The organism is Flaviflexus sp. (assembly GCF_052087705.1).
GTDB classification, from domain to species: domain Bacteria; phylum Actinomycetota; class Actinomycetes; order Actinomycetales; family Actinomycetaceae; genus Flaviflexus; species Flaviflexus ciconiae.
In genome coordinates, this window is sequence record NZ_JBQCYC010000002.1 from 102,772 (window position 1) to 114,942 (window position 12,171).

A 12,171-nucleotide genomic window follows, 5' to 3' on the forward strand; every position below is an offset into this window, starting at 1 on the left:
TGCTCCCCGCGCCAAGCTGAATTGTCAGCTCAGGACGTGGGGAGCATACCTCTGCGTACTCGGGGTGTTTGTTGTGGAATTGTCCCGTCGATCCAGGCAGGAGCGACGTTCCGATCTGAAGCGGAAAGCCTGCGGTCAGAGAACGTCGTGTTGCGCGGTCGATGTTGCCCCGGTGAGACAACTGGGAACTGCTCAGACGGTGACGTCCGGATGCGACTATGAGCCGCTACGGTTAGCGGGCTTAGGAGACTTCACTGAGTCTTTCTCCTTGGTGGGGAGGACCACCGAAAGCAGGGCAATGAGAAGGCCGGCGATTGGCAGGAGAATGAGGCCGGTGCGGATACTCGTGCTGTCGGCAATGAAGCCAATCAAGGGCGGAGTACCGAGGAAGCCGAGTCTCATGAGCCACGAGATCATCGTGATTCCCGTGCCCTCCTGGAGTCCTGGAAGCTTATCGGCGCGATCAAAGGCCGAGGGCACGATCGTGGCACAGCCATAGCCGGCTGCGGCGAAACCAATGAGAGTGCCGGGGACCGAGGGGAAAGCCAGAGCGAGCCCAGCGCCCACTGCGCCGACAAGGCCGCCGACGAAGGCGACGCGGCGGTTGCCCCAGCGGTCGACCTGACGGTCACCAAGGATACGGCCAATGAACTGACCGCCGACAAGCGAAATGTATCCGAAGGCCGCGATTGCCTCCGGTGTGTTGAGGAAGTCGGTCATGTACAGCGCTGCCCACGAGTTACCGATCTCCTCGATGATGGAGCCGGCAATCGAAATAAGGACCAGAGCGGCCAACATCCACACCACACGCGGTTTCACGACGCCAATGCTCGCCTTCATTTCCTCCGAATCGGCCACGTGCTCCTCGTCGGCGACAGGATCTCGCCCCGGTAGGGAGTTCGCCTGAGCAAAGAGACAGACGACTGAGAAGATCACTGCGACGATCCCCAAATGTAGGGGGAGTGGTAGGTCCAGTGCGATGGCGAGAGCCGACATGCCGCCACCGGTGACGGCACCAATTGACCAGATCGCATGGAAAGAACTAATGATTGATCTGCCGTAGGCCTGCTGGACAACCATGGCGTGAGCGTTTTGCCCAACATCAGAAACCGCATCGAGCCCACCCGCCAAGAAAAGCATGATTCCAAACAGGGCAACGCTGGGGGAGGACCCCGCAAGAACGAGTGCTATTGACGTGAGAATCATGCCGGTCGTTGCCACACGTGCGGATCCGAAGCGCCGCACAAGAGTCGCAGAAGCGAGCCCGGCGGCGATCGCTCCCACCGGGAAAAGAGCGATCGTGAATCCGTATGCCGAGTTACTCAGCTCGAACATGTCCTTGATTTCCGGGTAGCGCGGAAGGATATTCGCGAACAGAACGCCGTTCGTGAAGAACATGGCGGCAACCGCGATGCGAGCGCGGCGGATTTCAGTCATCGAAAATGGCACGTGTACGATCGTACAGATGTAATCGACTGTAGGAAATCGTTGCCGTTGTGTGGTTGGCAACCGGAGGGACAATGAGAACGAAGCACGCGAGGGATCCCGAGCGCAGGCAGAGAATCGTTAACTCTTGCCTGGATTCGATCGTTGAGCACGGTGTTGGCGGAACGTCTCATCGCAAGATCGCGGCCCTTGCAGATGTTCCCCTCGGTTCTATGACCTACTACTTCGACGGCATGGAAGAGCTGCTAAGAGAAGCCTTGGGGCTTTTCGTGGAAGAGCGTACGGCGGAACTAGGCCAGCTCATGGGTGATGTTGAGTCTGCTGAACAGCTCCGGGACCGTTATGTCTCCTACGTATCCGATGTGCTTCTCGACTCGCATCGCAATCTTGTTCTTACCCTCGAGCTCTACACCCTCGCGGCACGTAAACCTGACTTCCGGACGCTAACTGGTGGATGGATGGCTGAGACGCAGGAAGTTCTCGGCAGGTTCGTGGACGAGGAAACAGCCGTCCATCTCGATGCCCTTATTCAGGGGCTCTCACTCCACCGTGCGCTTGGTCAAGGCGGAATGGACCGGACATTTGTTGAGAGAGCGTTTGACCGTGTTATGGGGGTGTCGGCCTAAACCCTACGGCCTGCCGTGTTGTTCTTCAGAACCTTCGGCAGGTTCGGGTATGTGTGAGTATCCAATAGTGTGGGTGCCAACCGCGATGATCGGGACCCCCACACTCGATCCTGTGGAATCACACTTTTCAGGCGTTTGCGGTACTCGGTGAGGAAGTTTCTACCTTCGCGTAATCCGAACCATGACCTGGCCTGGATTTGTAACACCTCATTGCAACCACAACGAGGATCGCGAGAGTGACGAGCGCTGTTATGAGGCCGGCCGGCGTCGACTGGGTGAAGCCGAGAACCAGGTAGCCGAGGATCGAGGCGACGCTCGTAATAACCGCGTACGGCATCTGGGTGACGATGTGGTCGAATGAGTCGACCTGAGATCCAATCGAGGACATGATCGTCGTGTCCGACAGGGGAGAGGTGCGCTCACCGAAGACACAGCCCGCAAAGACGGTGCCGATGACGTGGATGGGGAACCAGGGATCGATGTTGACGACGACTTCTGCGTCGATCGGGATCGTCAGGACTATGGTGCCAAGGGTGGAGCCCATGGCGTAGGGCATAAATACGGAGACGACGAACAGGCCGAGGGGAAGGCGAGCAACGGAGAAGTTGTTGGTCTCGATGACAACGGCCAGATATGCGCCGACGCCCGTGCCCTTCATGACCTCAGCGGTCACGAGAGTAAGGTAGAGACGGACGGCGGACTGAAGGATGTTGAGGACACCAGTGCCGCCGCTCTTCGCAACGGCTCCGAGATTGACATGTTTCTAGAAGACCCGTCTGCTGACGAGTTCTCTAGTGCGGTGGCCGCGATGTTCAGGGCCACCGCACTATGAGTCAGATTCTGTGTGAATTCTTCTAGCGTAGAACTTGTTAGAGCTCGAATGCGAGAGCGTAGGCGTCGTTGACGGCGTCACCAACCTTGCGGGGTGCCACGCAGTCGCCAACGGTCAGGACCTGGGCGCCGAGTGACTCGCCAAGTTCCGTGGCCGGCTTGAGGCCAAAGGCGGTGACCACTGTATCGGCGTCGAGCTCGACGGTGCCCTCCGCGGTTTCGGCGGTAATGCCGTCGGTGCGGATTGCCTTGACGGTCGTGCCGGCCAGGATCTTGACGTCGTGCTGGTCGAGTACGCGCAGGAGGGAGGTGCGGTTGAGCATGAGCATGTCTCGAGCAACCTCGTCTGCCATCCCAACAATCGTGACTTCATGACCATCCTGTGCCAGTTCGAGGGCTGAGTCAGCACCGGACAGGCTGCCGCCGCAGACGATAACACGCTTTCCGATCTCGGCGCCCTTGTGGAAGGCAAGAACGTCAACGCCGTTCTCTGCTCCCTCGATCGAGGACGGAACGAACGGGTGTGAACCGGTGGCGACCACAATGACGTCGGAGCCTTCCAATTCCGGCCCGCCCGGCTTAACCTCGTGGTTGAGCTCGATCGTCACGTTCTCGATCATGGCAATCTGGCGTTCCCACCAACCGATCATCTTGAACAGCTCACGCTTGAACTCCGGTGTTGCTGCCGGCAGGAGTACGCCACCAACGCGTTCCTCCTTGTCGTACACCGTGACGGTGTGCCCGCGCAGACCCGCGACGCGAGCGAACTCGAGCCCAGCGGGACCGGCACCAATGACCGCGATATTCTTCGGGTTGTCGGTGGGAGTGATGATGCGTTCCGCCTCGTAGCCGACCTCGGGGTTGACCGCACAACCGATGGCCTTGCCGAAGAAGGCGTTGCCGGTGCAGAGCTGGTTGCAACGGATGCAGGGGCGGATGTCGTCGGCGCGACCCTCGCGCAGCTTGTTCACCAGATCGGGATCGGCAATGAGGCCGCGACCGATCACAATGAGGTCGGCCTCGCCACGCTCGAGGATCTTCTCACCGTTCGCGGGCGTAATATTGCTACACGCACCCACCGGAATCGTGGCGATGGACTTCACGCGAGCAGCTGCTGAGGTCATGCAGTCGTCACCCAGGTAGTAGGGCGGGAACACGTAGTCCATAGCCTCGTACGAGCCGTCGTCGCACAGGATCATGTCGAGGCCGCCGGCCTCGAGTGCGCCAATGAGGTGTTGTGTCTCCTTCCAGGTGCGGCCACCCTCGAAATGGTGGTCGACGGAGATACGGAACGAGGTCGTGACGCCCGGTGCGTTCGCCTTGATCGCCTGGAGGCATTCGACCGCGAAGCGGGCACGGTTCTCCGGGGAACCGCCGTACTGGTCGGTCCTGCGATTCCAAACCTCAGACATGAACTGGTCAATGAGATAACCGGTGTGGCCGTGAAGATCGATGACGTCGAAGCCGGCCTTGTAGGCGCGGCGTGCCGCCTTGCCCGTGCGCTTGACGATGATCTCAATCTCTTCCGTGGTCAGCGCGCGACACTTGCGGGAGGGATCGAAGAAGTACGTGTTGTCGGAGGAAGAAACGGGCTCCATGCCTATGTCGTCGTAATACTAGTTGTTGCGACCAAGACCCGCCGTCAGCTGAAGAGCTGCGAGACCACCCTCGGCGTGAACAGCATCGGCAATGCCCTTGAGGCCGGCTGTGTGTTCATCGGTGTCGGGGCGGGCAAGGCCCGGAGCGATCGGTTCGAGGTCGGACTGCAGAAAGGTCACTCCCGTGAGGATGAGGGCGGTTTCACCGCGTGCGCGAGCGCCGTAGTATGCAGCCTCGCGTGGAGTGGAGCGACCATCCTCAGTTCCCATCTCGGTACCCATGGGTGCGAGGATCACGCGATTCGGCAACGTAATGTTGCCAACCTCAATGGGTGAAAGAATCACATCGTATTGCACCGGTGATTCTTTTGTTAAGGTCATGTTTTCTCCTCGTTCCGGATCCGACTGAATCGACGATTAAATACACGACAATCTTCGCGAATCCAGCACTCCAGACTCCGGGACCTAGGTCATCAGAAGTGATGTATTCCCTTGTGATAAGCGAAATTCTCTGGAAGCAGAGTCATCCTAAGACCATCCGTTTTGCTCGTCTGTGGGACGTCGTTCGCACCTAGGACCACCGACCTAAGACTCGAAGGCAGGCCGCGTTTGCGTATGGAATGGGTAAGGAACCTTATTGGAAACAAGACTCGTCGGTGCGGCACATGGTTGGCAACTATTGCAATGCTGTGGTGGCTGGGCTGAAACGCGGACACGACAACGAGAGACCGTACTCAAAGAACGGGACGAGTGTTGCGACGGTGAGGCATGGTGGGCGACTCAGTCCGTGTTTCCCTGTTCGTCTTCGTCAGTTGCCAGCCAGTCCCTAACCTCTGCACGCCACTTCGACTTCGAGTGTTCGGAGGCGAGCGAGGAATTGATGGATGAGATCGCCATGTCAGCCAGCTGGCGATCGGTGGCACCCAGATCGCGTGCGATTCGGTACTGGTCAGTGAGCCGGGAAAGGAACAAGAGCGGGTCGTCCGCCGCAAGCGCGATCTGTGCACCCGACTCGAACAGGACCTGAAGGGGTACCGCGCTCTCGTCGGGGTAGACGCCGAGAGAAACGTTCGAGGCGGGGCACACCTCGAGGGCGATTCCGGCGTCGACGATGCGGGCAAGGAGGTCCGGGTCCTCTGCGGAGCGGACGCCGTGCCCGATTCGCGTGGGCTTCAGGTGGGCAACGACTTCGCGCAAGTGCTCGGGTCCCAGGAGCTCGCCACCGTGCGGCATAGCTGCCAATCCGCCCCGTCGGGCAATGTTGAACGCACCGGCCCACTCCGAGGTATTGCCGCGCCTCTCGTCGTTCGATAGTCCAAAGCCAATGACGTCGCCGGGCTGGTCGCCTGCGAAGGTTGTTGCGAGGCGCGCAAGTGTTCGTGCGTCGAGGGGGTGTTTCATTCGGGAGGCGGCCACAATAACGGCAACTTCGACTCCCGTGACACGACTCGTCGTGCGCGCCTCGTCCACAATGATCTCGAGGGCCGGGGTGAGCCCGCCAACGAATGGCGCATAGGAGGTCGGATCAACCTGGATCTCGAGCCGACGTGAGCCTTCTTGCGCATCGTCCTCCGCTGCTTCGCGGATAATCCGGCGCATCGCTTCCTCGCTAGAGACGACCTTACGGGCAGCGTCGTAGGAGCGCTGGAACCGGAACCAGCCACGCTGGTCAGCGGGGACGGAAAGGGCAACGTTATCGACAAGATTGGCGGGCAGTCGGATACCCTGCTGCTCTGCCATCTCGCGTAGCGTTGAAACCCGCATCGAACCGGTAAAGTGGAGATGCAGGTGCACCTTCGGTAGTTTGTCCAAGTCGCGCACAGACTCAATCTGCCAAAGGAACCGGTTCCGCGCAAACGCCCTCACCGCGCCCGACTGAAGAAAGTTAGGGACAATAGCCACATGAGCATGACTGATCAGGCCATTCGGGAAGCTCGCGAAGTTGAGCTGCTAACCGGCAACGATGCCGGCGATATGCTGAGCGCTGCGCTCGCAAACACCGGGATCGTCCGGTCGTGGAAGGTGCATTCCGTCCACCACCGTCCCGGCGCCGGAGTGACCGTAGGCTACACGGTCCAGATCGAAGGACCCGGAAACCCGCACGTTCTCGTCCCGGGCGGCAAGGTTGCCGACGAATACATCTGTGCCACCACCGGCAAGGTGTCCCAGCCGCCTTCCGACATCCTCGTCCGCATCGACGGCCCCGACGGAATTGTTGTTCACGTGTGGCGCCACCCCAACGACCCGGAACTCCCTGCCCTCAAGGTTGCCTGCGAATCGCGAGCCATGGGCAACCTGATTGGCCAGCGGGTCAAGCTTGAACTCCTCTCGTACCGGCCGACCCGCCGCGGCGTGCTCCGCGTGATCTACCCGGACCAGACGAAGGCCTACGCGAAGGTCGTCCGCCCCGCCCACGCACACTCGCTCGTAAAACGGCACCGGATGCTGGTTGACGCTGGGATCCCGGCACCCCGGGTCTTGCACGACACGCCCGAGGGTCTTGTTCTTATTTCCTCCGGTGAAGGCGAGCCGCTCGCCAATCTGCTGAGCCGGGGCATGGGGAAGAACACCGACAAGGTGCTCGGCAACCTCATTGGCCTGCTCGACAAGCTCCCAGAACAGGCGGCCACTTTGACGAGGCGTCCTGCCTGGTCCGAGCGTGCCGACCACTACGCCAATGCCGCCATCACCGTCCTCCCGCAGTACCGGACGAGGATTGAAATGCTGGCCTACGGTGTCAACTACCTCATGGCCAACTCCGACCCGGGTCCCGTTATCACCACCCACGGCGACTTCTACGAAGCAAACATCCTCATGGATTCTGAAAACAACAGCGTTTCCGCACTCATTGATGTCGACTCGCTGGGCCCCGGATATCGGGTGGATGACCTGGGCTGCTTGCTCGGGCACATCTCCGTCCTGCCGTACCTGGCGCCCCAGGCCTACCCTCATGTTCCCGCGGAGCTGGAACGGTGGGCGCAGATCTGCGAGGAGCAGGTTGATCCCACGGCCCTCATGGCACGCTGCGCCGGCGTAACCCTTTCTCTGATTGCCGGAGCCCGCCGCGAAGACGGCCGTGAGTGGTTGAGCGACGCCGAGGGCAGGCTTGCTGCCGCAGAACGGTGGCTTGCTCGCGGCTACGGCCACCTGGCCCGGCGCAACCGCATGACGGCCAGCGGCAAATAGTCCCGACAGATAGAGCTTCCCGGGGGAAAGCACGGGCGTGAGCCCTGCTCGGCAAAAGAGCCGGCACAGCGGGGCTCAGCCGCGCATGGGTGGTTGGAGCGAGTTCCACAAACTCCGGCGAGGGGAGGGCTAGTTTATTCCCTCGTCCGCGTAGCTCATCAGTGGGAGGTTGAAGAGCTCTGGGTAAGAAGCCCTCATCTGTTCCTCGATAAAGGGGCGGGCCGAGTTCACGAACGTGGCGGACAGGTGGTTCTCGTCCCGGAGAACGTAGACGTTGCCGACGGTTCCGTAGCATTCACTGTTGTCACACAGGTACTCTGACGTGTCGAACATGTCGATGGTGGGACGGTCCAGCGGGTAACCCTGCTCATCTATGGTGGCGCTGTAGAAGGCATCGCGGTCCTGGCCGCACTCCGTGTGCGCATCGCCGTTGGCTTCTTGAATACAGGAGAGCCACTCTTCGGTCTGTTCCGGGTTTTCGCGGAACAGGAAGACGGGGATCCCCATGTCGGTGATTCGATCGACGGCCTGAACCATGCCCTCCGATGTCATCTCGGGCTCGGTACCGAGCCTCGTAGTTCCCGTTGTAATGACAAGATCTGGTTGCCGCTGGGCGATTGTGGCCATGACGTTTTCATTCCACTCGACACAGCTCGGTGTCACCTGGATACCCGCCTCGTTGTCCTCCGGGTCGGTTGTCAGCAGGCAACCGGACTTTTCGTACAGCTCGAGATCCCACCCGTACTCCTCGGCTAGCTCGCCGATTGCGGCGGACCATTGGCCGGTGTGGGAAGACCCCGCCATGATCACCAACGGCCCGCTGTCAGCCACCGGGTGTTGGCAGGAGGTGGGGTCGGTGCCGTCCTTGCGCTGGATGCAGGGGGACTCGAGGTTAGCTTCGCGCTGCCACCCCACATCGACCTTAAGGATGTCTTTCTCCGGTGCCGGGGTGCGGCCCTCAATGACCATGTAGGCCGGAGCCATCATCGCACCGGCGCCCGGGTAGTCGGCGTTGACGAGGGATTCTTCGAACTCAATGACGGTGGCTTCGAGCTCCTCTTCGCTGAAGGCGAGGGCCCCGGAGGCGAGAATGAAGGAAGAAACGACAGCGGTTGTTCCTGTGGCCAGCGACCGGACCGGGTGAGGGAAGGCCAGCTTCCAGTTTGCGGCACCGTCTTCGAAGAACTTCTTACCCAGGTATCCGGCGACAAGCGAAAGTGCGAGCACGAAGACTGCGGTCTGCGTGTCGGCGCGCTCTTGATCGGTTGCTGCCAAGGTGTAAATAAGGATTGGCCAGTGCCACAGGTACAGCGAATACGAAATATCACCAATGCGCTGGAACGGCCACTTGCGAAGCATCCTGTCGGCGCCCCAGCGGGTGCGGGTTTTACCTGCCGTGAGAACGAGGCAGACGCCGAGGACGGGCCACAGGGCAGCGGGCCCGGGGAAGAGGGCCGCACCATCCAGCACGAATCCGCAGGAGACAATCAGTGCAATACCTACCCAGGACATGATTCCGCGGGTGGCCGGTCCAAGCTTGATGTTGCCGACAACCAGGCCGAGAACGCCGGGGAGGGTGAGTTCCCAGGCCCTGGAGAATGTCGAGAAATAGGCGGAGGCCTGGCTGGTCGCCGTGTCGTGTATTGCCCATCCGAACGAGGCGGCACTGACGATAAGGAGAACACCAATGAGGGTGCTCTTCTTCGTGAGACCGGCCTTGGTTGCGATGAACGCGACGAGCATGACGAGCAACGTCATGGCGACATGGAACTGGCCCTGAATAGAGGTAGACCAGATGTGTTGAAGCGGGGATGTTTGCGGTCCCGCAGCATCGTAGGTCAGCTGAGAATTAATGAGCTCCCAGTTCTCGTAAAAGAAAATACTTGCCTGCAACTCGGCGTAGAGCTGTGGCTGTTCAGACAGGGGAGTGAGGAAGATTCCGGCTACTCCAACTGCGACAAGGACGGGAAGGAGCGGGATGAAGAGGCGGCGGATCAGGCCGGAGAAACGCTTTGTAAGATCGATGCGCCACGTCTTGCCGGTGCGACGAAGGAGGCTTGGGATGGCAAGGAAACCGGTGATGGCGAGGAAGACATCGATGCCTCCCGAGACCTTGCCGGCTCCGATGATGTGGAAGAGGACGACAAGGAGGATTGCGAGTCCTCTAACGCCGTGCAGCTCCGGCCTGAATGAGCGAGAGTCGGAGAATGCACGGGTCGACGAGGCGGGTCTCTTCGGCACACATTAAGGGTACCGAAAGGAGCATGTGACTATCTGCCCCGGCCTTCGTTGACTGGCTCACTGAGCCGGTACCCCATGTTGCGGACAGTCGTGATCCACTCGTTGCCGATCTTGCGTCGCAGGTAGCGAATGTAGACGTCAACGACGTTCGAATTTGGGTCGAAATCGTAGCCCCAAACCCGATCGAGTAGCTGCTCGCGGGACAGCACCTGATCGGGGTGGTTCATGAACGCCTCGAGCAGAGAAAACTCGCGGGATGACAGGTCAATGATTCTGCCAGACAGAGTCACCTGGTGCTTGGGCAGGTCCATGACGAGCTCGCCCACCTGAAGCTGGGTGGTTGACTGGGTGGGGGCCTCGGAACGCAGGCGTAGGCGGACGCGGGCGAGAAGCTCCTCGAACCGGAATGGCTTCGCCATGTAGTCGTCTGCACCGGACTCGAGGCCCTGCACGGTGTCACCAACGGAGGACCGAGCGGTCAGAATGATAACGGGAGTGGCTACGCCCTGGCCGCGGAGCCTTTCGAGAACCTCGTAGCCGTTAATGTCGGGAAGGCCGATATCCAGAATGATGAGATCGTAGCCTCCGGATAGTCCGTGCATGACACCGTCCTCACCGGTGCTTGCCACGGTGGGCAGGTGGCCGGCGGACTTCAAGCCCTTCGAAACGAAGGACGAGATGCCGGCCTCGTCTTCAACGATCAGGATGTTGGCCATGGGGTCTCCTCGTGCGGAATAACAATGGTGAAGGTGGATCCCTTCCCGGGGGTAGATTCAAGGTCGATGCGGCCGCCGTGCGACTGAGCAATTGCGGCAACGATGGGCAGGCCCAGGCCGGCGCCCTCGACCGTCGTATCGGCGCGACCAAAACGCTCGAAGATCTTGGTCCGGCGCTCAGAACTGACGCCGATCCCGCGGTCGTGTACCCAGAGGCGCGCCTCGCGACCAACGGATATTCCAATGCCGATCATCGATCCCTTCGGGGAGAACTTCACGGCATTCGCAGCAAGCTGGACCATTGCCTGCGTCATGCGCTGATCGTCCATTTCAATAATGGACTCGATGCGGGACTCGTGCTGCCACGTATGTTCGGGACTGATTTGCTGAACCAGTTCGTAAATGTGATCAATAAACGGCCCAGCATCCACCGGATGGGTCTGAACAAAGTCGGGGCGCTCAGCCTTGGCGAGCATAACGAGGTCATCTGCGAGCCGGTGCATGCGGTCGAGCTCGTGAATCGAAAGATCGCGAACCGAGCTCACGTCTTCGGGATTGTCGGCATCCATGAGTTCAAGATGACCGCGGACAATTGTGATCGGGGTGCGAAGCTCGTGCCCAGCATCATCCAACAGTCGCATCTGGGAGTCGAAGCTGGCTTGGATACGGTCCAGCATCGTGTTGAAGGTGCGGGCCATGTCGGCCAGGTCATCGTTGGTGTCTACTTCGATGCGAGCATCCAGGTCAGTTTCCCTGATCTGCTCAGCTGTTTCTCGCAGCTCCCTGATGGGGCGCAGTAGCTCGCCCGCGATAAGCCAGGAGGCACCGAGAAGAATGGCGAGACAGATAACCGCGGCGATGAGATAGATCTGGAATGTGTCGACGAGCTGGGATAGTTCCGCATCGAAGTCGTAGGCAACGGCATAGGCGCCGGAGCCAAGATCTCCCAGGGTGATTGGCATCAGGGCGTAGCGGTACGTTGACGTTGCCGTGGCGACCGTGCGGACCTCACCCTCCTGTGACCCCTCGAGCGCTTCAACGCGAGCATCGAGAGTGTCCATGAGCTCGTCGTCGGCGATCATGTCGAGCCCACCCGGTTGTGTCCACGCGGGCCGAGACCCGACGTAACCAACCATGCCCTCCGATTCCTCGGGCACCCGGTGGCTCAGGACGTCCTGCAAGAGGTCGCTTAAGTTGTTGAAGTTATCGGACTCGTAAGCCTCTACCGCTTCCGTTGCGAACTCTTCGAGTGCAATCTGAAGCTGGTTATTGATCCGATCCTCGATCTGGTTCCGCTGAACCGTGAAAAAGGCAATACCGACAACTGTCAGGGTCATTGTTGTCAGAAGGAAAACGGTGGCCACGATACGCGTGCGCACCGACCAGCGGGGCTTCGGTAACCGCATGGACATCCTTCCTGTTCAGACAACATGTTGGGCGGGATTAGAAACTCTCCCTAGCCCTGATTATCAAGGAAAATTATGAGGGATAGATGAGAAACACCAATATTGCGGAGAAAAAGCACAA

At 60.0% G+C, this 12,171-nt stretch carries 9 protein-coding genes and 1 pseudogene; 2 read left to right on the forward strand and 8 right to left on the reverse strand.

What is annotated here, in order from left to right; all coding sequences use genetic code 11:
• Positions 1-216: 216 nt before the first annotated feature.
• Positions 217-1,449, reverse strand: a complete 1,233-nt coding sequence (locus ACTHUY_RS01755) for an MFS transporter (protein ID WP_441677429.1) — start codon at positions 1,447-1,449, stop codon at positions 217-219.
• Between the two features lie 71 nt (positions 1,450-1,520).
• Between ACTHUY_RS01755 and ACTHUY_RS01760 the strand changes: the two genes are divergently transcribed.
• A complete protein-coding gene (locus ACTHUY_RS01760; RefSeq protein WP_441677431.1) occupies positions 1,521-2,072 on the forward strand; it encodes a TetR/AcrR family transcriptional regulator in 552 nt (183 codons plus the stop codon).
• Between the two features lie 127 nt (positions 2,073-2,199).
• On the opposite strand, the gene ACTHUY_RS01765 is transcribed toward ACTHUY_RS01760, so the two are convergent.
• The 4 genes and pseudogenes from ACTHUY_RS01765 to ACTHUY_RS01780 all read right to left on the reverse strand — a co-directional run bounded on the left by ACTHUY_RS01765 (position 2,200) and on the right by ACTHUY_RS01780 (position 6,322).
• A complete protein-coding gene (locus tag ACTHUY_RS01765; RefSeq protein ID WP_441677433.1) occupies positions 2,200-2,745 on the reverse strand; it encodes a Na+/H+ antiporter NhaC family protein in 546 nt (181 codons plus the stop codon).
• Between the two features lie 196 nt (positions 2,746-2,941).
• Positions 2,942-3,874, reverse strand: coding sequence for an FAD-dependent oxidoreductase (locus ACTHUY_RS01770; RefSeq protein WP_441654608.1), 933 nt, complete (start codon positions 3,872-3,874; stop codon positions 2,942-2,944).
• A pseudogene (locus ACTHUY_RS01775) lies at positions 3,857-4,882 on the reverse strand (NADH:flavin oxidoreductase); the annotation flags it as partial. The pseudogene ACTHUY_RS01775 and the gene ACTHUY_RS01770, both read right to left, overlap by 18 nt.
• Before the next feature lie 399 nt (positions 4,883-5,281).
• Positions 5,282-6,322 (reverse strand): adenosine deaminase, encoded by a 1,041-nt coding sequence (locus ACTHUY_RS01780; protein WP_441654599.1) that lies wholly within the window; start codon positions 6,320-6,322, stop codon positions 5,282-5,284.
• A gap of 81 nt (positions 6,323-6,403) precedes the next feature.
• Here ACTHUY_RS01780 and ACTHUY_RS01785 point away from each other — a divergent pair, with 81 nt between their 5' ends.
• Complete coding sequence (locus ACTHUY_RS01785; protein ID WP_441654600.1) at positions 6,404-7,687, forward strand: phosphotransferase; 1,284 nt, start codon at positions 6,404-6,406, stop codon at positions 7,685-7,687.
• Positions 7,688-7,816: 129 nt separating this feature from the next.
• Here the strand turns inward: ACTHUY_RS01785 and ACTHUY_RS01790 are convergent, their stop codons facing one another.
• Genes ACTHUY_RS01790 through ACTHUY_RS01800 form a run of 3 tightly spaced genes read right to left on the reverse strand, consistent with a single transcriptional unit; the run spans position 7,817 to position 12,050 of the window.
• Entirely contained in the window at positions 7,817-9,928 is a 2,112-nt protein-coding gene (locus ACTHUY_RS01790) for an acyltransferase family protein (RefSeq protein ID WP_441654601.1), read from the reverse strand.
• 29 nt (positions 9,929-9,957) lie between these two features.
• A complete protein-coding gene (locus tag ACTHUY_RS01795; RefSeq protein ID WP_441654602.1) occupies positions 9,958-10,644 on the reverse strand; it encodes a response regulator transcription factor in 687 nt (228 codons plus the stop codon).
• Positions 10,629-12,050, reverse strand: a complete 1,422-nt coding sequence (locus tag ACTHUY_RS01800; RefSeq protein ID WP_441654603.1) for an ATP-binding protein — start codon at positions 12,048-12,050, stop codon at positions 10,629-10,631. Before ACTHUY_RS01800 ends, ACTHUY_RS01795 begins: the two co-directional genes overlap by 16 nt.
• Between the last annotated feature and the right edge of the window lie 121 nt (positions 12,051-12,171).